Source organism: Spiroplasma clarkii (assembly GCF_002795265.1).
GTDB classification, from domain to species: Bacteria; Bacillota_I; Bacilli_A; order Mycoplasmatales; family Mycoplasmataceae; genus Spiroplasma_A; species Spiroplasma_A clarkii.
The window spans coordinates 318,334-342,858 of the sequence record NZ_CP024870.1; the positions used below are offsets into that span (position 1 = coordinate 318,334).

19 protein-coding genes are annotated in these 24,525 nt (G+C 28.9%); 16 read left to right on the plus strand and 3 right to left on the minus strand.

Annotated elements, in window-relative coordinates:
• Positions 1-10: 10 nt before the first annotated feature.
• Positions 11-607, minus strand: coding sequence for a hypothetical protein (locus SCLAR_RS01425; RefSeq protein WP_100254174.1), 597 nt, complete (start codon positions 605-607; stop codon positions 11-13).
• A 203-nt stretch (positions 608-810) separates the two neighbouring features.
• Here SCLAR_RS01425 and pgsA point away from each other — a divergent pair, with 203 nt between their 5' ends.
• The 7 genes from pgsA to SCLAR_RS01465 all read left to right on the plus strand — a co-directional run bounded on the left by pgsA (position 811) and on the right by SCLAR_RS01465 (position 10,086).
• Positions 811-1,530 carry a CDP-diacylglycerol--glycerol-3-phosphate 3-phosphatidyltransferase gene (pgsA, locus tag SCLAR_RS01430; protein ID WP_100254175.1) on the plus strand — a complete coding sequence of 240 codons (720 nt, stop codon included), beginning with the start codon at positions 811-813 and terminating at the stop codon, positions 1,528-1,530.
• Entirely contained in the window at positions 1,523-2,320 is a 798-nt protein-coding gene (locus SCLAR_RS01435; protein ID WP_100254176.1) for an SDR family NAD(P)-dependent oxidoreductase, read from the plus strand. Before pgsA ends, SCLAR_RS01435 begins: the two co-directional genes overlap by 8 nt.
• A gap of 40 nt (positions 2,321-2,360) precedes the next feature.
• Positions 2,361-3,155: an SDR family NAD(P)-dependent oxidoreductase gene (locus SCLAR_RS01440; RefSeq protein ID WP_100254177.1), complete on the plus strand. Its 795-nt coding sequence runs from the start codon at positions 2,361-2,363 to the stop codon at positions 3,153-3,155.
• Positions 3,156-3,415: 260 nt separating this feature from the next.
• Positions 3,416-4,444 (plus strand): class 1b ribonucleoside-diphosphate reductase subunit beta, encoded by a 1,029-nt coding sequence (nrdF, locus tag SCLAR_RS01445; RefSeq protein WP_100254178.1) that lies wholly within the window; start codon positions 3,416-3,418, stop codon positions 4,442-4,444.
• Positions 4,444-4,902 carry a class Ib ribonucleoside-diphosphate reductase assembly flavoprotein NrdI gene (gene nrdI, locus SCLAR_RS01450; protein ID WP_100254179.1) on the plus strand — a complete coding sequence of 153 codons (459 nt, stop codon included), beginning with the start codon at positions 4,444-4,446 and terminating at the stop codon, positions 4,900-4,902. Before nrdF ends, nrdI begins: the two co-directional genes overlap by 1 nt.
• A gap of 3 nt (positions 4,903-4,905) precedes the next feature.
• Complete coding sequence (gene nrdE, locus SCLAR_RS01455) at positions 4,906-7,068, plus strand: class 1b ribonucleoside-diphosphate reductase subunit alpha (protein WP_100254180.1); 2,163 nt, start codon at positions 4,906-4,908, stop codon at positions 7,066-7,068.
• Positions 7,069-8,301: 1,233 nt separating this feature from the next.
• On the plus strand, positions 8,302-10,086 hold the full coding sequence (locus tag SCLAR_RS01465) for a hypothetical protein (RefSeq protein ID WP_100254182.1): 1,785 nt from the start codon (positions 8,302-8,304) through the stop codon (positions 10,084-10,086).
• 62 nt (positions 10,087-10,148) lie between these two features.
• Here the strand turns inward: SCLAR_RS01465 and SCLAR_RS01470 are convergent, their stop codons facing one another.
• Positions 10,149-10,835 (minus strand): hypothetical protein, encoded by a 687-nt coding sequence (locus SCLAR_RS01470; protein ID WP_100254183.1) that lies wholly within the window; start codon positions 10,833-10,835, stop codon positions 10,149-10,151.
• 100 nt (positions 10,836-10,935) lie between these two features.
• A complete protein-coding gene (rpsD, locus tag SCLAR_RS01475; protein WP_100254184.1) occupies positions 10,936-11,553 on the minus strand; it encodes a 30S ribosomal protein S4 in 618 nt (205 codons plus the stop codon).
• Positions 11,554-11,825: 272 nt separating this feature from the next.
• Between rpsD and SCLAR_RS01480 the strand changes: the two genes are divergently transcribed.
• From SCLAR_RS01480 to SCLAR_RS01520, 9 genes are all read left to right on the plus strand, one after another.
• Positions 11,826-13,589 carry a septation ring formation regulator EzrA gene (locus tag SCLAR_RS01480; RefSeq protein ID WP_100254185.1) on the plus strand — a complete coding sequence of 588 codons (1,764 nt, stop codon included), beginning with the start codon at positions 11,826-11,828 and terminating at the stop codon, positions 13,587-13,589.
• A 2-nt stretch (positions 13,590-13,591) separates the two neighbouring features.
• On the plus strand, positions 13,592-14,785 hold the full coding sequence (gene thiI, locus SCLAR_RS01485; RefSeq protein ID WP_100254186.1) for a tRNA uracil 4-sulfurtransferase ThiI: 1,194 nt from the start codon (positions 13,592-13,594) through the stop codon (positions 14,783-14,785).
• Complete coding sequence (locus tag SCLAR_RS01490; RefSeq protein ID WP_100254187.1) at positions 14,766-15,065, plus strand: hypothetical protein; 300 nt, start codon at positions 14,766-14,768, stop codon at positions 15,063-15,065. The genes thiI and SCLAR_RS01490 overlap by 20 nt, the downstream gene beginning before the upstream one ends.
• A 10-nt stretch (positions 15,066-15,075) precedes the next feature.
• Positions 15,076-15,504, plus strand: a complete 429-nt coding sequence (locus SCLAR_RS07290) for a J domain-containing protein (RefSeq protein ID WP_100254188.1) — start codon at positions 15,076-15,078, stop codon at positions 15,502-15,504.
• A gap of 67 nt (positions 15,505-15,571) precedes the next feature.
• A complete protein-coding gene (gene dnaE / locus SCLAR_RS01500) occupies positions 15,572-18,568 on the plus strand; it encodes a DNA polymerase III subunit alpha (protein WP_169921832.1) in 2,997 nt (998 codons plus the stop codon).
• Between the two features lie 27 nt (positions 18,569-18,595).
• Entirely contained in the window at positions 18,596-21,286 is a 2,691-nt protein-coding gene (gene polA / locus SCLAR_RS01505) for a DNA polymerase I (protein WP_100254190.1), read from the plus strand.
• A 10-nt stretch (positions 21,287-21,296) separates the two neighbouring features.
• Positions 21,297-22,124 (plus strand): DNA-formamidopyrimidine glycosylase, encoded by an 828-nt coding sequence (gene mutM / locus SCLAR_RS01510; RefSeq protein ID WP_100254191.1) that lies wholly within the window; start codon positions 21,297-21,299, stop codon positions 22,122-22,124.
• Positions 22,125-22,295: 171 nt separating this feature from the next.
• Entirely contained in the window at positions 22,296-23,564 is a 1,269-nt protein-coding gene (locus tag SCLAR_RS01515; protein ID WP_100254192.1) for a DnaD domain protein, read from the plus strand.
• Complete coding sequence (locus tag SCLAR_RS01520; RefSeq protein ID WP_100254193.1) at positions 23,564-24,460, plus strand: DnaA ATPase domain-containing protein; 897 nt, start codon at positions 23,564-23,566, stop codon at positions 24,458-24,460. Before SCLAR_RS01515 ends, SCLAR_RS01520 begins: the two co-directional genes overlap by 1 nt.
• The last annotated feature ends 65 nt before the right edge of the window (positions 24,461-24,525 follow it).

A 24,525-nucleotide genomic window follows, 5' to 3' on the forward strand; every position in this document is an offset into this window, starting at 1 on the left:
AATAAGGGTCTTAAAATTGATCACCATAAACTGTTTGGTTTAATTTAATTAACTTAGATTTTTGTGGTTGAATAACTCTAAATTTTAATAACTCTTGATGATCTATTTTTCTTTTGAAAAAGTTGTTAATATAGTTTAAAAACAGAGTAAAATTATCTTTGAAAAACAGCACTTTTTTAAAGATAACAATTATAATTCTAATTAGCTTTTCATTTTGTTGATTTAAGTAAAAATCCAGATTCATTCAAAGTGCTAAACAAACATAACTACTAATAATTCAATATAAGTATAAGACTTTTAAAATGTTGACATATTGCTCATTAAAGTGGATAGTAAGTACTCTAGCTATTATAAAAAGTGAAATTATAGTGGCTGTTTTGACAATTAAGTTTTTTCTTGAGTCATATTTTTGTTCAGACCCTCAAAGTAATTTTCTTGAAACTCTACTTAAAACTTTAAGTAAACAATAAACAATAAAAAAGACAGGAACCACAAAGAAAATAAAGTGCTCAAAGTTTAGGAGAAATAAAACTCAATCAATTAAACCAAGGCAAAGTAAAATTTTAACAACAGATTTTCAATTTGATTTACCTCTAGATGTATGCATGTTTTATCTCTCGTTTCCCATAATTAATTAAATTATACACTTTTTTTGTGAAAAACAAATAAATTTTAAAATTCGTAGATTAGTAGTCAGTTAAAGCGGTCCAAACAAATTAATAAAACAGTAAATTTTAATTCAAGGGATAAAATGGTACAAAATTATGAAAAAGTGTATAATAATATGGAATTAGGAAATGGGGAAAATATATGAATTGAGCAAACCGCATCACTTTATTTAGAATCATTTTACTACCAGCAATTGTAGTTTTAATGATGTTGCACGATTTTAATGGTTCAGTTCCAAGTTTTTTTGGGGTTTGAAACCAAACAATTGGAGCTGGCAATTACCAACTACCAGTTGCTTATTTAGTTGCAGGGATTTTATTTATTTTAGCATCATTAAGTGATGCACTTGATGGATACATTGCTAGAAAACACCATCTAGTTACAACTTTTGGTAAGTTCTTTGATGCAATTGCAGATAAATTATTAACAAATTCGGTATTAGTTATGTTTACAATTGCCAATATAATTCCAGCCTGAATATGTATTATTTTAATTTGTCGAGATTTTTTGATAGACGTAGTTCGTCAAGTGCTTGCTAAAGCAAATGTTGTTATGGCTGCTAATAAGTTAGGAAAATATCGTGCAGCATTTGAAATGTTAGGTTTAACCATTTTATTTTTCTTAGGTTCACAAATGTTTGATGGAACAGCTCAGATGTATGGTGAATATGGGTGATTAAACCAAATTGTTATGATTCCAATGTATATTGCCACAGTTTTATCAATAATTTCAGCAGCAAATTACATTTATTTGAACAGAAAAACTTTATTAGATACAGGTTTAGAAAAAACAACAGTAAAAGATAAAGCAAAAAAATCTAAAGATACAGAAACTAAAGTAAGAGGCAATAAGGATGAGTAAAAAAGCATCTACAAATAAATATGCTGTGGTTACTGGAGCTAGCAAGGGTTTGGGCTTTGCATATTGTGAAGAATTGTTGAAGTTAAATTATAATGTTATTGGAGTTGCCCGAGACACTAGTGCATTAATGGAACTTCAAGAAAAGTACCCCAGTCTAGATGTTCAAGCTTGAAATTTTGATCTTAGTATTTTTGAAAATAATAAAAAACTTTTTGATAAGGCACAAGCTTTTGATGTTGAAATTTTAATCAATAATGCCGGCTATGGAGTTTGAGGCTTTTTTAAGGAAACAGATTTAGAACAAGAAATGAATATGTTGGATTTAAATATTAAATCCCTACATGCTCTAACTAAATATTTTTTACAATTATTTTTAGAAAAACAAGCAGGTAGAATCTTAAATATAAGTTCAATGGCTGCATTTTCACCAGCTCCAGTTTTTTCTTCATATTATGCTTCGAAAGCATATGTTTTAAGTTTAGGTACTGCCATTAACACTGAACTTAAAAAAACCAAAGCTCCTGTTCGAGTAATTACTTTATGTCCAGGTGCTCTTAAAACTGATTTTTGAAGTCGCAGTAGTAATCGTAAAGGTGCTGTAGTGAAAACACCAGTAAAAATCATGAAAACTAGCACTTATGCTCGAAAGAGTTTGCAAGCCGGTTTAAAAACAAAACGTAAAAATTATTTAATTACAGGACTTACAAATAAACTCATTATTAAGTTAAATAAATGAATACCTGAGAGTTGAGCATTAAACTCAGTTTATAAATACCAAAAAAATCGTTAATTAAATATTTAATTAATACTATCTAAAGAGAGTGAAAACTATGAAAAAAAATAATACCAATGAATATGCACTAGTTACTGGAGCCAGCAAGGGCTTGGGTTTTGCCTATTGTGAGGAGTTATTAAAACAAAACTATAATATTATTGGGGTTGCTAGAGAGACAAAGTCATTACAAAAATTACAAACTCAGTATCCTCATCTAGATATTCAAGCCTGAGATTATGATTTAAGTGATTTGAAAAATTGTCACAGTTTATTTGCAAGAGCAATTAAATTCAATGTTTCTTTATTAATTAACAATGCAGGCTATGGAGTTTGAGGATTATTTAAAGATACTGATTTAGAAAAAGAACTAAATATGATTGACTTGAATATCAAAGCATTACATATTTTGACTAAATTGTTTGTTAAACATTTTGTTGAAAAAAATTGTGGGCGAGTAATTAACCTAGCTTCAATTGCAGCCTTTGCTCCTGGTCCAGTGTTTTCAACCTATTTTGCATCAAAAGCTTATGTATTAAGTTTAAGCACTGCTATTAATACAGAGTTAAAAAAACAAAAATCACTGGTGCGAGTTATTAGTGTTTGTCCAGGACCTATCAAAACTGATTTTTGAAGTCGAAGTGAATACCAAAACACCAATAAAAAACCACCAAAAATCAAAGGAATGACTCCTGAAAAGTTTTGTCACCAAAGTTTAAAAAAGGCATTAAAAGTTATGAAAAAAAATATCATTTTACTCGGTCTTGGGAATCGATTTTTAGTGACTGCAATGAAATACTTCCCCCAATCATTGGTTTTGGGACAGACTTATTCTCGTCAAAAAAGTCGATAACTGTCAATGATTTCATTTAAAAATGAAATTTTTTTTTATTCTACAAGATAACAATTTTATTGGTTGAATAACTATGGTACATATAGTAGTATTACATTACAACTAGGTTTTATAAAATACAAAAACATGTTAGTCTAACAATAATTTTTTAGTCAGCTTCACTTTAGTTTTGAATCATTAGGTATCTGATAATGTGTTTTTATAGTCTAATTTTATAAGTAAAATACTTAGTTGCATGTAGATGATTAAGGAGAAAATTTATGGCAAACAATAATAAAAAAAATAAATACTATGATGAATCAGTCTCACCAGTGCAATTTGCACTTGATGGTTTTAAAGGCAAGATGAGATCTGTAAACTGAAATGTAATGAATGATGATAAAGACCTTGAAGTTTGAAATAGGGTAACTCAGAATTTTTGATTACCTGAAAAAATCCCAGTTTCAAATGACTTAATGTCATGAAAAACTTTGGATGTTAAATGACAACAACTAGTAACTCGCACCTTCACAGGGCTAACTTTATTGGATACAATTCAAGCCACAGTTGGGGATGTCGCTCAAGTTGATCATTCATTAACCGATCATGAACAAGTAATTTATACTAACTTTGCATTTATGGTAGCAGTCCATGCTCGAAGTTATGGAACAATTTTTTCAACTCTTTGTTCAAGTGAACAAATTGAAGAAGCACATGAATGAGTTATAAATACTGAATCATTACAAAAACGTGCAGAAATTTTAATTCCCTTTTATCGAGGGAGTGACCCACTTAAATCAAAAGTTGCTGCAGCTTTAATGCCAGGTTTCTTACTATATGGAGGTTTTTACTTACCATTCTACTTATCTGCTCGTCAAAAATTACCAAACACTTCTGATATCATCAGGTTAATTTTAAGAGATAAAGTTATTCACAACTATTACAGTGGTTACAAATACCAAAGAAAAGTCGAAAAACTTGCACCTGAAAAGCAAGCTGAAATGAAGAAATTTGTGTTTGATTTGTTGTATCAATTAATTGACCTTGAAACAACTTACTTAAAAGAGTTATATGCTGGATTTGATATTGCAGATGATGCCATTCGATTTAGTTTATATAATGCTGGAAAGTTTTTACAAAACTTGGGTTATGAGTCACCTTTCACAGAAGAAGAAACCAGAATTGAACCTGAAATTTTTACTCAAATTTCTGCTAGAGCTGATGAAAACCATGATTTCTTTTCTGGAAATGGTTCATCATATATTATGGGTGTTACAGAGGAAACTGAAGATGAGGATTGAGAATTTTAATGCATGATGATGTTATCAAAGTTGGTGCAGACAAAGTTGCTAAACCAACTGGGAAAAAACATGTTGTTTATTTTTCCTCACATTCCAATAATACCCACAGATTTATTGAAAAATTAGGAATTGCAAATTCAAGAATACCGATTGAATTAGATCAAGAGTTATTAGTAACTCAAGACTACATTTTGATTGTGCCAACTTATGGGGGCGGGGGTTCTGATCGTAAAGGAGCTGTGCCAAAACAAGTAATAAAATTTTTAAATCATGAAGTTAATCGTAGTCATTGCAAAGGTGTAGTAGCATCAGGAAATACAAATTTTGGAGATACATTTGCTATTGCTGGCCCAATTATTTCTAAAAAATTAAATGTGCCAATGCTCTATCAATTTGAATTGTTGGGAACAAGTCAAGATGTCGATAATTTATATGACATCATTAATAATTTTTGAAAAGGAGAATAACAAATGAAACATAATAATGCGGCAAAATTGTTTGGAAATGAAAACGATGAATACATTGCCCTAAATGCTAAGTCCAAATTTTTCGAAAAAGGAGTAGATAATTTTAAAAAAGACCGAGAAGCTGCTAAGGTTTATGTTGAGCAACATGTCTTACCAAATACTAAGGTCTTTAAAAGTGTTGCAGAACGTATGAAATATCTTGTTGAGAACAACTACTATGAGGCAAAGGTAGTTGACCAATATACCATTGAACAAATTACAGAAATTACAAACTATGCTTATTCATTTAAGAGAGAATGAACAAGTTTCATGGGAGCATTAAAATTCTATAATGCTTATTGCTTGAAAAGTTTTGATGGAAAAGAATATTTAGAAAACTTTGAAGAGAGAGCTATTATGAATGCTCTATTTTTAGGTGGAGGAGACTTTCTTGCAGCCCAAGCCATCTTAAAAGAATTAATGACTGGAAGATATCAACCAGCTACTCCAACTTTTTTAAATGCTGGAAAACAACAACGTGGAGAATATATTTCATGTTATTTGTTAAGGGTTGAAGATAACATGGAGTCAATTGCTAGAGCAGTGACCACTTCTTTGCAACTTTCAAAACGTGGTGGAGGAGTTGCTTTGTGTTTAACAAATTTACGTGAATTTGGTGCTCCAATTAAAAATATTGAAGGACAATGTTCTGGAGTTATTCCAGTTATGAAAATTTTAGAAGACTCATTTTCATATGCAAATCAATTAGGACAAAGACAGGGAGCTGGAGCAGTTTATCTAAATATTCACCATCCAGACATTATTTCATTTTTAGATAGCAAAAGAGAAAATGCTGATGAAAAAATTAGAATTAAGTCTTTATCTTTAGGGGTAGTTGTTCCAGATATTACCTTTGAATTAGCCAGAGAAAATAAAGAAATGGCTTTATTTAGTCCTTATGATATTGAAAAAGTTTATCACAAACCAATGTCAGATATTTCCATAACTGCAGAATATGAAAATATGTTAAATAATCCAAATATTAAAAAAACATTTATTAATGCTAGAAAACTATTTCAATTAATTGCTGAATTGCATTTTGAAAGTGGTTACCCTTATTTATTGTTTGATGATACAGTTAATAACAATAATGCTCATGCCAAACAAGGAAGAATCGTTATGAGTAATTTATGTAGTGAAATTGTTCAAGTTAGCACACCGAGTGAATATAACCCAGATCTTAGCTTTGCAAAATTAGGAGAAGACATTTGTTGTAATTTAGGTTCAATAAATATTGCAAAAATAATGGAGGCAGGAGTTGAATTTGGAGATACTATTAATAATGCAATTCAGGCATTAGATTTTATTTCAAGAAATAGTGATCTTTCAAGTGCACCATCAATTCAAAATGGAAATGTTAACAATCATGCAGTTGGTTTAGGAGCTATGAATTTACATGGTTTTTTAGCAACAAACAAGATTTTTTACAACTCAACTGATGCAGTTGATTTTACCAATATATTTTTCTACACAATGGCTTTTCATGCCATTAGTGCTTCACATAAATTAAGTAAAAAATTTGGTCCATTTAAAAGCTTTAAGGAATCTAAGTTTGCAGATGGAAGTTACTTTGCTAAATACACAAATTGTGCACCAGATAAATGAACCCCAACAAACAAAAATGTTGCCAACTTATTTACAAAATATCAAGTTCAAATTCCAACTCAAAAAGATTGAATTGAGCTTGTTGAAAAAATTAAAGTTGATGGAATTGCCAATTCACATTTAATGGCTGTAGCACCAACTGGTTCAATTAGTTATTTATCAAGTTGTACTCCAAGTTTACAACCAGTGGTATCACCAGTTGAAGTCAGAAAAGAAGGAAAACTAGGTAGAGTTTATGTACCAGCATATGATATAAGTTTTGATAACATGGAATACTATGCCTTAGGTGCTTATGAATTGGGTCCAGGTCCGATAATTGATATTGTAGCAGCAGCTCAACAACACGTTGATCAAGCAATATCTTTAACTTTATTTATGACTGATTCTGCAACAACTCGTGACCTAAATAAAGCATATATTAAAGCTTTTAAACAAGGTTGTGCTTCAATTTATTATGTGCGTATTAGACAAGAAGTGTTAGAAGATAGTGAAAACTATGATTGTGATGCTTGTGTAATTTAAGATTTAAAAACAAAGCCTTTTAGCTTTGTTTTTTTAAACACTGATACTAGGAGCAATAAAAAAACTTCGGATTTTATAAAATAACTTTCGAGTTTGGTAAAAAGCATTGAATTTTTACCAAAACTGTAATATGATTTTTTTTGAAGGAGTTGGGAAAGGGAAAAGATATTATACACGTTTTGACTATGTCAAACTTTAATTGTTTTTGGCCAAACAGGCCTATCAATCAATGGCATTACTCTTATTTCAATTTATTTCTACCTTAGAGAGAATGCACAAATATTTATTAGGTGAATACTAAAATAAATATGTATCAATCTTTTAATGTAACCCTTGTGTTTACAAGGAAGAACATGTCAAACAAATCGCTAATTGTTTGACTTAACAATAATTTGAGATTTAGCTGTGAACAGCTAAACAAAAGTTTACTCGAAGTCTACGGAATTTAAGTTAAAGACTATCTGGTGTCTCAGTTTAGTTATCAGAGTTATGCAATGGGGTATGTTTTGCAAATTGTCTTTTTTCTAAGCCCAATCCATAGCTAGAGCAAACAAATTCAAATGCAAGAATTTGTATTTTCCTACCATAAAAATTTAAGTTAATTAATAATGTTTATTCTTTAAAAAATTTTATTACTTTGAAGCTGTATAACAAATTTGTCAAAACAGTAATCTTGTTTGATTTTTAATAAAAAAAGTGTGGTAAAAATAAGTTTGACAATGATCCTCATAAGTTATATGGTAAAAAAGCAAAAACACATCTATCCTATTCTACATATTTTAAAAAAACACTTAATATTTTAATTTATTAACTATGTCAATGAAAATCTTGAAATCCAAGCTGCTCTGACCTACCTTTCAGAGGCAGAACTTGAATGAACTAGCTATATGATTTTCATAACAATTTAATTAGAACATGTAAACTTGCAACTATGACAGTTTACAAGTTGCAACCAGTCTTTTAAATTAGAAACTCTACTTAAGCATCCTTTTAACAAAATGTCTTATTGCTAATTGTCGCCAAATTTTAAAGCTTTAAAACTGCTTAGATTTACTTCTGATTCTGATATGGTTGCCTTATATAAAATATTCTATATAATATTGGATCTTGAATTAAAAATCCAGGTCTATTAAACACAAGATTTTTCTTGTGTTTTTTTGTGAAAATTAGATACTTTTTAAAACATTTTGCTATGCTATAATAAAATTATCAAGACATTTTGGGGGCTAACAAATGTTGTACACAAGAAAAATCAGTGACATTTTCACAGAACCTAACCCAATTGCACTAGTAAGTTTGGGACTTTTTGTTTTAGCTTTGTGTTTATTTGTTTATTTTATCATTAAAGCTAGTAGAATAATTAAGTTAAATAAATATGTAAAAAGTATTATTTTAGATATACATGTGGTTTACAATTCACCCATTAAGTTAATGTTGCGTCAATCAATCAAAGGTCTAGCCACAAAACCACAGTTTGAAAAGAAAGTAAGAGTGTGAAACTTTTGAATTTATCGCACCTATACTATTGTTTATAATAACTTGGTAACAAGATTTACAGATCTTTTAGATACTACTAAACCATTCAGTGTGACTGCTAAAAATTTAAAAGGCTACAAGAATTTAGCCATTAAATTCGAAATCTTAAAAAAAGAAATTGAAATAATTTACTTGGAAATGTTTGATTTCTCACAAGAAGAAATGTTATTGCGAGACTACATTATCTTTTTAAAATCTTCATTTGACGATTTAAAAGAGGAGAGTTTCATTTTTGTGGTTCAACAAAAAGGAATTCAGTTGCAAAAAATGGAAGAAGCACTTAAAAAAACCCAAGTGCGCTTTGAACAGTATTATAATGCAATTAAAAAGGCAAATTTTGAAAATGCTATAAATTTGACTACAGAAATCACTGAATATATGGGTTATATTATGGATCTTTTAGACAAAATGCCAAATTTATTGAGCATTTTGAATAAGTTAATCCCAGATAAAATTCAAAAACTGAGAAAAAATTATCTAATTGAATCAAATCAAGAAGATATTAAATATGCTTTTGAAAGAATTTCAGAATTATCATTCTATGCTCAAGAACAGTCGATTTTAATAATGCAAATGTTAAGTAAACTTCAGTTTATCACTGCAGAGCAACAAATTATTGAAGTTTTAAAAGAAATTAATAGTGTTGAAGATGCTCTTGAAAATGGAGATAAATTGAGAGACTTTTTTGAAACCAACCTACCAGTTTTGGATAAAAGTATTGGTGAAGTCACAGTTGTCATTGAAAAACTAGAGAAACTGTTTAATGAAGCTAATAAATTTGACAAAACTACATTAACTCAACCCCAACAACTATTGACTTTAAAAGAGAACTGAGAAAAAACTGCTATTTTAGGTCGTAAAGTTTGTGAGATTTTTTCAAATAACCAGGCTCAATTAACTAGTCAAAAAATGTTAAACTATAAAAATTTGACAAGCCAATTTTTAAATGATTTTGTCAATATTTGTGATGAATTATTGCAAACAAATGTCAAAATTGTGAGAGAGTATAATGCAAACTATAAACTTTTTGAAGAGGTTGTCTTCTTCCAAAGTCTAGTAACTCAATATGCTTTAAAAATTAAAAATAATCAAAAAGAAATTGCAGAAATCAAGCAATTTATTCCTGAAATTATTGCTATTAGTGAGAAATTTGAAAAGTATACACCTGAATTTTTAAAGAGTTTAAGAATTAATAGAGAAAAATATGCTCAAGAAAATACTATTTTCACAAAAATCAAACAAGACTTCTTCTTTTTAATGACAAAAATTGATGATATTTTCTTCTTAGATTTTTTTTGTCAAAGACTAATAGCAAGTTTGGAACATTATCATGGTCAAGACACAAATTTACAAGCAATTAATTTAGAAAAACTTTATGAAAAGCGTCAATTACAAAATTTAGTTGATGAATGAATCAAAGTTATGCAAAATATAAAACCTAAGCATTTAAAAAACATTCAACAAAAACCTGAGCTGCTTTAAAAAAATTAGTCAGCTCAACTTTTGACTTGAATCTATAAACAAAAAATAAGCAAATGCTTATTTTAAATGAAAATAAAGACTAGCAGTAAAACTAGAGCTATAAAAATTAAGGTTATAACTAAGGCAAAATGTCACCAATGAATATTGCCTTTATCTTTTTTCTTGGCAGCTTTTCAGTATTTTCTCAGTTGATTAATTTTATCTTGACTAATTTTATCAATATCATTGCTCATCTGTTTATAGGGAATTTCATAATCATAAAGTGCTTTATCAACCAATTTTGGATTATATTTTTCACGATAATCAAAGGGGTTTGCCTCTTCAAATTTTTTATCAAGTTTTTTTAAATTATCATAAAGTTCATCCTCATGGATTTGTAAATCTTGCTTATTTTTTAAATGTAATTTGCTTTTTAACACTTCACTAAATTCTTTTTTAGCATCAAAGTTCTCCATAGATTCAGGATTGATTGCGTTTATTTCAGCTTGAATAACTTTTAATTTTCGAATAAAATTCTCAGATATTATTTTTTTATCATTATTATTATCAATTGTTGGCTTTTCAAATTTTTCTTCTTTTAAAAATGAGGTGATCTCTTTTTGTAAAGAACCATCAAAATCAAAAGGTTTAATTTTTTCTAAAATCTGATTGGTAATTGAAACATCTGCAATTGTTTTATTAAAAACCTGATTCTCTTTGTCAATTTGAGAGTGTAGTTCTTTAAGACGTTCTGTTCTTTTTAAACTCATATTTACCACCTAACTTAAATATTATAAAGGAAATTAAAAACAATCTTGGGATTTTCTATAAATATAGTCAAAAAAAACACTGTTTTTTGAAACAGTGTTCTTACTTAATTAAACGGTTGTATCATTCAACAATTAATGCATCATTGATTTCTTGGTTTAATTCAGCTCTTTCAGGTAATCTTATGTATGTACCTTCAAATTTAGCTTTGTCGAATTTAACAAAATCAACAGTTTTTGTACTTGAAGCAATTGCTTCAAGTATTTTATCATTTTTACGCATTTTTTCTTTTAGGGCAATTGTTTCCCCAACTTTAACTGTGTATGAAGGAATATCTAATTTTTTACCATTAACCAAAATGTGACCATGGGCTACTAGTTGTCTAGCTCCTTGTCTAGTTAAAGACAATCCCATACGATAAACTACATTATCTAATCTTGATTCTAACATTTGTAAAAAGTTAGTTCCTGTAATCCCTGACAATTTTTTTGACTTAGTGTAAGTGTTTCTAAATTGTCTTTCAGTTAAACCATACATAAATTTAACTTTTTGTTTTTCTTGCATTTGTTGTCCATAACCTGATAATTTAGTTCGACGTGAACCATGTTGACCAGGTGCTGTTGTTCTTTTTTTACCTTTTGAAAACTCTTTACCTGTTTCTAAAATTGAAAAACCATAGCGACGAGCTTTCTTAAAGGTAGATCCAGTATATCTTGACATCTATTTCTCCTTATTTTTAATGTTTTTTGTCGGTAAACCTATTAAAATTTACAAGCCCCTCCAAAGGAAGTTTATATTTCGCCCTTATCTGCAAGGGTTACTAGTTTAACAAAATCACAAACTAATCGTTTTGGAATGCTTGAATGCAGATTAACCTTGATTAATTATATATGTTTTTTCACCAAAATTCTTGATAAATTTATATTTTTCTTAAATTAATGGTGATATGTTATAATAATGGTGATTTTCAGGTAAGGGCAAGGGGTTAAATGATGATATTTGCAAAAAACATTAGTCAAATTTTTGAAAAAGATGGCATTTTAGCAATGTTTGCAATTGCCTTATTTTTAATTTGTACCATTGTTTTTATTTTTTTAGTGGTCTACGCTGCAATTAGTGAAGCTCTTTCAAGAACTATTAGAGACATTTTTAACTCGATTGAAGTAATTGAAATCCATTCAATCCGAAAATACTTTGTCAATGTTGAAAGAATTGCCAATTTTAATGAAGAGGCAACAGATCAGGTGGCTGTCTGGAGAAAAAGAATTAAAAAAATTTATGATATCAAGTTAATTAAGTTGTTTAAAATTTTTGATGATAGTTTAAGAGATCCAAAATCTTTAAAACTAAGCAAAAAAAATCTGAATAAATTCAAAACAATTAAAAAGTATTTTAAAGAACTAGAAAATGATGCTTTTGAATTATTTAATCAACTTTATTCTTTTATGCAAGAAGAACACTTATATCGCAATCGAATTGTCTCTTTAAAAGGAACTTTTGACTTGTTAAAAGATGATTGTTATGCATTGATTACCCAACAAACAGAGATTCGCTTATTAATTGTTGACAAAACTTTGCGCACAGTGCAAATTCTTTTTGACAAGTTTTTCACTGCAATTTTTTGTGCTGAATATGAAGCTGCTTTTGATGAAGCAAAAAACATTGACAATCGAATTTTGTTCATTGTTGGTTGCTTGGACCGCACACCAAATCTTTTCTTTCAAGTTAAAAATGTTATTCCAGATAAAATGAATAATGTTATTAATCATTTTTTAGAAATTCAATCAGATTTTAAAAATAATGTTGCTCAAAATAAAATCAATGAACTACAAGGATATGTTTTTACAAAAAGTCAGGTAATTTTACAAAATTTAAGTAATTTAAAGTACATTTCTGCTAAAAAAGACATTGAAGAAGTGTTGGAAAACATTGACAATGTGCGCACTTCAATTGAATTTGGAGATCGCTTGTACAATGTTTTAAATACCAATGTCACTTATATTGAAAACCAACTTATGTTTTTAGAGACTATCCAAATTAACATTGAAAAGAAATTCTTAGCAGCTTTCCCTCCAAGTAAAATCATTAGTGATGAAGTGAAACACATGGAAAAAGCAAAACAAGATTGAAAGAAAATTGAAACAGAGGCTTATAAAGTGACAAATAGTTTTAGAAAAACTACAAGCACTTTTTCCAAAGAACAGTTAATTGAATTTAAAAGTAGAATTTTAAAAGTAATTGCTAATCTAATTGCAATTTCTAAAACATTTGATAAATTAAATAAACATTTAACTAAAAAAACCACAAGCATAGATAAACTGGTTGATGATTTAACATATTGTCAAAGTCTAATAACCCAATGTGAAGTAAAAATCAAAAATAATGCCAATAGAGTTCCAGAGTTGCAAAATTTTTTAATTAAAACTGGTCAACTTAGTGAAAGTGCAAAGAAAATCTCTACAACTGATTTAGTCTTAGCAATGCAAGAAACTCTTAAGGCTGAGGATGTTAAAGACAAAATTAAAGCTTTAAACAGTGAAGTTGAAAATCTAATCACAGACATCAATGATGCTATCTTTTTAGACTACATTTCTCAAGAATTAATAGTTTATTTGGAACGTTATTCAGCTCAAAGCATTGAAATTCAAAATGCTGTTGCTAATTTAGAAAATTTATATCATAATCGAGAATTAAATCAATTAATTGGTTTTTGAATTGATGTAATGTCAAAAATCAACTATAAACAAGTGAGGTAAATATGAAAAGTATATTAGTGCGTTATGGAGAACTAACTTTAAAGGGTAATAACCGCAGTGTTTTTATCACTAAATTGATTCAAAATATTAAATTTAAGCTCAAACATTTAAAAGACTTTGTGGAATATAAAAAAGATTACAATAGTTTAACTATTAAGGTTAATGCTGAAAAATTAGATGAGGTCACAGCAATTTTAACTTGTGTTTTTGGGATTTACTCAATTTCAATTGTTGAAATTGCTCCAAAAGAGACAGAAACAATCTTAGAAAAAACCTTAGCCATTGCTCAAAAGTTACCAACAGGAACTTTTAAAGTTGAAGTGGAAAGAAAAGATAAGAGTTTCGCAATAGCTTCAAATGATTTAAAGATCCAAATCGCTGGAAACATTTTACGTAATACTGAACATCTTAAAGTAGATGTTCATAAACCACTGAGTAAAATCAATGTTGTCATTAAAAGTGATGGAGTTTATATTTTTACTTCAAGAATTAATGCAGTTAAAGGGCTACCAGTTGGAGTTTCAGGCAAAGGTCTCAGCTTGTTAAGTGGGGGAATTGACTCTCCTGTTGCTAGTTATTTAGCTATGAAAAGAGGAATGCAAGTGGACTTTTTACACTTCATGACTCCACCACACACCACCCCTGAGGCACTAAATAAGGTGTTTGAGCTAGCAAAAACACTAGAGAAGTACAACCAATCAAGTTTTGCCCTTTATGTTTGTGATTTTGCAATGATCTTAAGAGAATTGATGCACATTAAAGATGAGTCATATCGAATCACAATTATGCGTCGTATCTTTATTAGAATTGCTAACCAATTGGCTGAAAAAATCAAAGCCAAAGCTTTGATTACAGGAGAAAGTTTGGGACAAGTGGCTTCTCAAACCATTGAATCAATTAATGTTATCAATGTTACTTCAAAATTACCAATTTTAAGACCACTAATAACTTATGACAAAGAAGAAATTATCACCATTGCTCAAAAGATTAACACCTATGAAACTTCAGTCTTACCATTTGATGATGTTTGTTCTTTATATGTTCCTAAAAACCCAGTGACTAAACCAAAAATAGCAATTGCTGAAATTCAAGAGCAGGACTTATTGCTTTCAGAACTGATTGATTATACAATTAATAAGAGTATTAAAAAGTATATTTTTAAAGAGGGTGAATTAGTTGAAAAAGCAGAAGGATAAGAGTGAAAAAAACACTAATAAGTATGGAGTTTTTAATGGTAATGTAATTAAAAGTGATACAATTGTTGCTGACACTGAATTTATTATTGAACCATATAAAGATGAATCAATCACTATCACTCAAATTAGTGGTGATAGTTATAAGCGACAAAAGACCCTTGAAACTCCACCAAAAATTAAAAAAAAGTCAAAGAATAATTTAATTTATAAAATAATTGCCACAATTGTCATTGCATTGACTTTTGTTGGTGGTATAATTTTCTTAGCAGTAAGTAGTTAGGTGATGAAAAATGGAAGAGTTATTTAAAATTTTGTTTGCAGTTATAAGAGTGTTTTTGATTTTCTTTTTCCTGGACTTACTAAGATTTGGTTCACGAAGAAGAAATCGAAGTTATAGAAAAAGTCAGTATGGCAGCAATAGAATGTATGAAGATGATCAATTTGGACAACAAAATCAAGGTCATTCAAATGCAGATTATCAAAATGAAGATTTTTATGATACTTCAATGAACACAAATTCAAAAAGTATTTTAGATGAAGCTTATTCAGTTTTTGGTTTGAGCAAAAATGCTTCAACAGAGGAAGTAAAGCGAAAATATCGAGAATTAGCAAAAAAATATCACCCAGATAAAAATCAAGGTAATATTGAAGCTCAAGCTGAGATGACAAAAATTAATAATGCTTATGAAACAATTATGCAACGTAAAGTTCAGCATTAGAACAAAAAAGTTATCAAGATGATAACTTTTTTAATAATTGTGTAAAATTATAATGCGGAGGTTTAATATGAAATATACAAATTTAATTAATGTCCAATCTTGTTATAATTTTTTAAATTCAACAATAAAACCTCAAGATTATTTGGGATTTTTAGCAACTAATAATTTGAAAGTAGGATTTTATGCAGATTTAAACACTATGTATGGTGCTGCAGAATTTGTCGAACTTGCTTTGAACTATGACATTAAACCAATAATTGGGGTAGCTTTTGAGCTAACCTATGGTAGAATTCATTTTTTTGCAAAAAACCACATAGGCTATCAAGTTATTTCAAAACTCTCTTCAATTGCATGTGTTGATGAAAAAATTGACATTGACCATTTAGAGTCAGAGATATTTAAGTCAACTTATGACTATGATAATGTTTGAGTAATTTTTTCACCAAGTGTAGAAAACTATGTTCATTTTAAGGAAAAAATTGAAGATAGGTTCAAAACAAATCTATTTTTTGGAATTACCAAAACAAATAGTGTTTGAATTTCAAAAAATGTCCAAAATGTAGTTTTTGCTAATGAAATTAATTTTTTAAATGAGGAAGATTTTTTTGTCCAAAAGGTTTTAAAAGCCATTAAAGATGGGACCACTTTATCTGAAACTAACAATCCTGAAAAAAACTATTATTATGATAGTGAAAGAGTCAGCAAATATATTAATCTAGAAGTTCACAATCAAAACATTACCTTAATCACCAACAACACAAACACTGATGTCATTAATAGTGGGGTTGATCATTTTTTAACATACCCAAATTCTAAAAATATCCCCTCAAAAAATTACTTGCAAAACTTATGTGAAACTGCTTTGGATAATTTAACAAATATTGATCGTCAAGAGTACCTTAATCGATTAAATTATGAAGTTGAAGTCATTGCTTCAATGGGTTTTATTGATTATTTTTTAGTTGTTGCTGATATGATTTGGTATGCAGAGTCAAAAAACATTTTAGTTGGACCAGGAAGGGGATCTGCAGCAGGGAGTTTAGTGGCATTTTTATTAGGAATCACTAAATTAGATCCCATCAAATGTGAACTTTTGTTTGAAAGATTTTTAAATCCAGAAAGAATTACAAAACCTGACATTGACATCGACTTTCAAGATGATAAAAGAGATTTAATTTTAGAATATTTATTTGAAAAATATGGAGCTCAACATTTTGCAACCATTACCACTTTCCAAACAATTGGAATTAAAAACGCCATCCGAGATTGTGGTCGAGTTTTTGAATTAGAAGCAGATGTCATAAACACAATGTCAAAACAAGTTAGAGATGGTAATGTTAAGGACTTACAAAAAGCAATTGGTGAATCTGATTATCTTCAAAAATGTCAACAAAAATATAGTGAAGTTTTTGAAATAATGCAAAAAATAATTGGTTTACCAAGACAAACTGGAACTCATGCTGCTGGAGTAGTATTTTGTGATGATATGTTGAATGAAATTGTCCCAACCAAGGTTGGGATTAATGGGATTGCTCAAACCCAATTTCCAATGAACTATTTAGAAAAAATTGGTTTGATAAAAACTGATATTTTAGGTTTGCGAAACCTATCAACTATTCAAGAAATTTTAAGCTCAGTTAAAACTTCAACTAAAAAAACTTTAAAACTTAATGAAATACCTTTGAATGATAAAAACACTTTTGAACTTTTAAGAGCAGGAGATACTAGTGGAATTTTTCAACTAGAGTCATCAGGAATGACTGAAGTCTTAAAAAAAATGAAAGTAAATAGTATTGATGATATCGCCATCACAAGTTCTTTGTATCGTCCTGGTCCACAAGAAAATATCCCTGTTTTTATTGCTCGTAAAAATGGACTTGATAAAAAGTATCAAATTGATAAAAATTTACAAGAAATTTTGGGAAAAACCTATGGTATCATTGTTTATCAAGAACAAGTAATGATGATTTTACAAACTGTTGCAGGTTTAAGTTTAGCTAGAGCAGATATTGTGCGACGAGCAATGGGGAAAAAAGATGCAGTTTTAATGCATGATTTTCAAGAAGAATTTGTTAAGGGAGCAGTAAAAAAAGGTTATGAAAGCAAACAAGCCTTTGAACTTTGAAATTACATTGAGAAATTTGCCCAATATGGGTTTAATAAATCACATGCCTTAGCCTATTCATTAGTAAGTTACTGAATGGCCTATCTAAAAACAAATTACAAGGCTGAGTTTTATTGTTCATTACTGAATGGGGTTATTGGCAATGATCATAAAACTGCACAATATTTAACAGAACTTCGTAATTTAGGTTATAAAATTAATGGACCAAATATTAAAAACCCTAACAGTATTTATTATTTTGCAAACAGTATGATCAATATTCCTTTAAATGTCATTAAAGGAATTGGTCCTGAATTCATTAAAATAATTAAAAAAATCTTTAGTGAAGACAAAAGTAGTTTAAATTCATTATTAAAAATTTTAGCAAAACTTAGTGGAAATGGTTTAACTGAGCAAAGATACACTGCCTTAGTATTTGGTGGTGCTTTTGACAGTTATGGGTTTTCAAGAAGATGCCTTATGGCATATCGAGATTTAATTTTAAATCTAGCACAAGTTAGTGCAGTGGAAGGTTTTGCAGATTTAGAACTAGATCTACCAACCAATTTAAAAGATCGCTTGGAAATAAATGCAGACTATGAAAAAGAATACTTGGGATTTTATTTAACTTCACACCCAGTGGCAGCAGTTAGAAAAATGTTAGTAAAAAGTGAAAATTTATTTTATGTTGCAAATTTAACTAAAAAAGATATAGTTTGTGATATCCTAGTAAGGATAGACAACTTAATTACCAAAGTTGATAAAAATGGTAAAAAAATGTGTTTTTTAGATGTTTCTGATGAAACAGGGACAATTGGTGTCACAATTTTTGCTTCACAATATGAAACTATGCAAAATCAAATTGGTTTATCAAAATATTTGGTAATTAAAGTTAAAACTCAAAGTTATAATGACAAAATTACTTGTGTCTTAGAAACCATTAAAAAAGTTATTAAGTAAATAGCTTTTTAAAACAAGGAGAAGTGTATGACAAAAAAAATATTATTAGTTGATGGTAATGCTTTAATTTTTCGAGCTTTTTATAGTTCTTATGGACGTACTAATTTAACCACAAGAGATGGTACTCCCACCAATGCAGTTTATTCATTTATCAATATGCTGTTTAATATCATTAAACAAAATAATTACTATGATATTAAAGTGGCTTTTGATTTAGGTAAAAAAACCTTTCGTCATGATAAACTTGATGATTATAAAGCTGGTAGAGCAAAAACTCCTCCTGAACTAATTACACAATTTCCAATTGTTAGAGAGTTTTTAACTAGTGCAAAAATTGACTGGTATGAAATTGAAAACTATGAAGCAGATGATATCATCGGAACAATGTCAGACCAATTAAAAAATGATCTTGAAAATGAAATTCACATTTTAACAAGTGACCAGGACATGTACCAATTAATTGCAGACAATGTTTTTGTATTGGCTCCTCAAACTGGAACAAGTGACTTACTAGTTTATGATAAAGTTCGACTTTTTGAAAAATGAGGAATTGCTCCTGAACAAGTAATTGACTATAAGGGTTTACGAGGCGACTCATCAGATAACATCAAGGGAGTTAGTGGAATTGGTGAAAAGGGAGCCAAAGAATTACTACAAGAATTTAAAGATCTTGATGGAATTTATGCAAATATTGAACAAGTCAAAGGTGCTAAAAAACAAAAATTAATTGATGGCAAAGATAATGCTTATCTTTCAAAAGAGATTGCCACAATTCACTTAGATGTTCCTGGTTTAACTTATACACTTCGAGATACTCAAATCAACTTTGAAGACTTAAAAGATTTTTTCTTAAAATATGAAATGAACTCATTTATTAAAAAATATGGTTATGAAACTCAGGTTGAAGAAGTTAAAATCGAAATCACAACAATTTCAAAATGAGAAGCACAATTTAGTGATGAAGAAAATTATATTTATTTAGAAACACTTGATGAAAATTATCATCACCCTGACTTGATTGGAATGGGAATTGTTAATTCAAAAGGTAACTTTGTTTATATTTTTGATTATATGAGTGAAAAAAATATTTTCAATTGACAAGAAAATATTGTTGATGAAGAGTTTCAAAAATTTTTACTAACTAAAAAATTCAAAAGTTATGATTTGAAAAAAACTTTATATTGTTTACAAGATTTAGGATATAAAATTAAGACTGAGCAATTTACTTATGACATGATGATTGCAGCTTATGTTTTAAATTCAAATGTTAAATCAAACTTTGAATCACATTTAAATTTAATTGACTCAAGCATTGAGATTAAAACTTTTGATGAGATTTTCGGCAAAGGTGTTAAAAAAACTAAACAAATTAATAAAGATATTAGAAACCAATATCTAATTAATCATGCTTTGGCAATAAAACAGTTGGAGACCGAAATTATCAAAAAACTACATGAATCAGAACAGTTTGAACTTTATCAAGAAATTGAACTACCTTTATGTTTTGCTCTTTTAGCAATGGAACAAGAAGGAGTTTTAATTGATCGCCAAGAGTTGAAAAGTCAGTCACAAAATATTTTAGAACAATTAAATAATTTAGAACAACAAGCTAGTAAAATTGTTCACGATGCTGGATTTGAATTGATAAATTTTGCTTCACCAAAACAATTAAAAGAACTTTTGTTTGATAAATTGAAATTACCCGATAACAAAAAAGGTAGTACAGACAAAGAGGTGCTGGATGAATTGTTGGGTCTGCACCCAATTGTTGAAGTTTTACAACAAATTAGAAAGTACCAAAAATTATATTCAACATATTTAAAAGGATTTGAAAAATTTATTTTCTTTGATAATAAAGTGCATACGATTTATAATCAAACTTTAACCAACACAGGGCGATTAAGTTCTCAAGATCCAAATTTACAAAATATTTCTGTGCGTGACCCTGATCAAAAACAAGTTCGTAAAATCTTTATTGTTGAACCAGGTTACACTTTCTTAAGTTATGATTATTCACAAATTGAATTGCGTGTTTTAGCAGATTTCGCAGATGAAAAAGTTTTAATTGAAGCTTATAATTCAGGAGTTGATATTCATGAACTTGCTGCTAGAAACATTTTTGATTTACCAACATCAGTAAAAGTTACATCTGAACAAAGAAGAATTGCTAAAGTATTTAACTTCGGAATTTTGTATGGACTTACAAAATATGGTTTAGCTAAAGATTTAAAAATTTCTCACCTTGACGCTCAAAAGTACATTGATGCTTATAACAAAACTTTCCCAAGTGTGGAAACATACAAAAAACAAATTGTTGAATTTGGAATGAACAATGGTTATGTGAAAACACTAGCAAATCGTCGTCGCTACATTTATGAATTGCAAAGTAGCAATTATATGTTGCGTGAATTTGGTAAAAGGGCTGCTATTAATGCTCCAATTCAAGGTACTGCAGCAGATATTATTAAAATTGCTATGATTGATGTTCATAATTGGTTGTTAAAGAATGATTCAACTGCAAGACTTGTGGCTCAAATTCATGATGAATTAATAATTAAAGTCAAAACTAGTGAGATTGAAAAATATCAAGCAATTATTAAAGAAATGATGGATAATTCTTATAATAGATTATTTGAAATTATCAAAATTGCTCGCCAAGCAAAAGTGCCATTAGAAGTAAATGGATCAGTTGGAACCAACTGATTTGAATTAAAATAGAGGTGAAGTTATGCCAGAATTACCAGAAGTTGAAACTGTTGTCAGAATTTTAAGAACTAAAATTCTTGGGGAACAGATTCTTGATGTTAAAGTTTATCTAAACAAATTTATCAAGGGAAATATTGATATTCCTGAATTCAGAAAAGATATTGTAGGTAGAACCATTGCTGGGATTGAAAGAATTGGGAAAAACATTATTTTTGAACTACAAGATAAAGTTTTAATCAGCCATTTGAGAATGACAGGCAAGTGATTTGTTTTTAACAAAGCAAACTTTTTTGAATCTCCACATCATTTGGCAGTATTTACTTTAAGTCATGATAAAATCTTAGCTTTTCATGATGTCAGAAAATTTGGTACTTTCCATTACCAAGATCAAGAGACTTATAAAACTATTGATCCAATTAATAAAGTAGCCTTAGAACCTTTGGACTCAAAGGTAAATGGGGAATATTTACAAGCAAAAATGCAAAAATCTGCAAGACACATTAAAACCCTACTGCTAGATCAAACTTTAGTAGCAGGAATTGGTAATATTTATGCTGATGAAATTTTATTTGCTTCTAAAATAAACCCTTTAAAGTTAGGTAATCAACTTGACTTGAGTGAGTACACTCAAATAGCTCAGAATGCCACTTTAATCTTGAAAAAAGCAATTGAATATGGAGGCACAACCATTAATTCCTACCAATCTGAACAAGGAGTTGATGGACGTTTTCAAAGAGAATTACAAGTCCACACTAGAGCAGGTCAAAATTGTTATTTATGTGGAAGTAAAATTGTCAAAATTAAGGTTAATGGTCGAGGAACATATTATTGTCCAAAATGTCAGTTTTAAATTCTTATATGTGGAAAACTCATAAAACACCTTTGTTTATGGTGTTTTTTTATAACTTTAACTAACAAATTTATCAATTTTTTTTAAAAGTAATTCTTTTTATATCAAACTGAGATTATTTTTAATATCATTAATACTAAGAAGAGAAATCAACCAAGGAGATACACCATAATGGAAAAATATGTTTATAAAGTAGTTTTAAAAAACTCAATTTCAGCGCTTGATCAAAAAGTATTAACTTATTTATATTTACCAATTATTGGTGCTAAGGCCATGGCTTTATATCAATTTTTAGCATATGAATATGAAAGCATCAAAGAACTGCGTAATATGAAAATTACTGAAGAGAGAATTTTAAAAAACCTTGGTTATTCTGAGGATGCTTTAGATAAACAATGTAAAAAGCTAGAAGCACTTAATTTATTAGAAATTCTTCAAAACAATAAAAAACAGCATAAAATTTATAATGTTTATGCTCCCTTAGAACCAAGTGATTTTTTTGCCAATAAAATTTTTAGTGCCTTATTGTTGAAAAACACATCAAAAGATGACTTTGATATTGCTCGTTTTATTTTTAAAGATGAAGGTGATCTTCTTGATGAACAAGGTTACATTAAAAGAGTAACCAGTATTTCTGATGTCTTTACCAATGTTCAAGATTTAGAAGTTGCAGTTATCCCCAAAGGTATTAAATCAAAACCAAAAAAATCAAATCCATGTGTTAAAGAGTTAGATTGAGCAACAATTACTTGTGAACTTGAAAAAAGCAATATTATCATGAAGAAAAATGATAAAACTATGAAATTGATTGAAGAAGTTTATACTTTGTATAAAGTACCAGTTGATAAGATTTTAAAAACTGTTATTGAAGCTTATAATAAAAACACATTAAGAATTGATGAAGAGTTGCTGTATGCTCATTTAAGTTCTGAAATTCAAAATGCAGAAGTAACTGCTTTAGCAATGAAATTTGACCCAAAAGCCAATATGTTTGCAAATCAAAAAATGAAAATTTTTGAATTTGAAAGTCTAGAACCTGAAGATTATTTAACTCAATTAATGAATGTAAGTCTACTAGATCAAGATAAAGAAAACTTAATTAAAAAATTGCGTGATGTTTATAAAATGAGAAATTCTGTAATCAATTGTTTATTAGATTTTTCATATTATAAAAATAATGGTAATGTTGTACCAAACTATTTGTATAAAATTGCAGCCACAATGAATGAACTTAGCATAAAAACTGCAGATGCAGCCATGGTTTATTTAAAAGAAGCTGTCAAAAATGCTAACAAGCCTAAATTTAAAAGTACAATTTTAACAGCTGCACCAACAAATAATGATGCTAATTTGTGAAATCTACCTCAAGACCCAAATGGGTACAAGGTAAGTGAAGTGATTGATGAAGAATCATTTATAGAAGTTTGAGGTAATTCATAATGGACTATAAAACTTCGCCATTTGTAGACAAAATAATTGAAATCAAAACTTCAAAGCACATCCCTGATGAAGTAATCAATGATAATTTAATGATTATTGAAGAGTTTTTACAAAACCACATTAAATGCACTCCTGGACCAATGAGTGACTGCCAGCAATTAATTGCTGGCGAAGAAGAGCGTTTGGCATATGAAAATGGATACATTTATATTCGCTTTAATCATTGTGCTCACTGGTTACATGACAATAAATACTACTTGTTGACTCGAAATTTTTTATATGCAAATTATAACGTTTTAGATTTTACCCAAACTTTTACAGATTATCTAGAAGAACACAAAAACTTATCAAATGATGAGAAAAAAGAAATTTATGGAAATAGTTTAGCTTTGTTAAAGAAAAATCTAGAAAATGAAAAAGAGTGAAAAGGGTTATATATCACTGGGAAATTTGGAGTAGGAAAAACTTATCTATTAAAATGTGTTGCTAACACATATGCTTTTAACAATAAAACAGTTGTATTTTTAACTGCCAATGAACTAATAAAAGTTGCTAAAGAAGTAATCTCAAAAGAAGATCAATCTGCTTATTATCAACTTGAAAAAAAATGTCTAAAAGCAGATTTACTAGTTTTAGATGATATTGGTGCTGAATCGGTTTCAGAGTGAAGTCGAGATGAAATTTTATTTGGCATTTTAAATCACAGGATGGAATACAAAAAAACCACTTACTTTTCTTCAAACAAAGATCTAGCTGCACTTGAAAAAAGTTACATTAACAAAAAGGCTTTAAGCAATTATGTTAAAGATGAACAATTAAAAGCAGCACGGTTAGTTGAAAGAATTAAAGCTTTAACCAAAGAAGTCACAATTAAAGGTTATAACAAACGTTACTAATAGTGTGGAAAATATTCCACACTAATTTTTTTGCTGTGGAAAAAGAAGAAAAAAAAATTATCTTG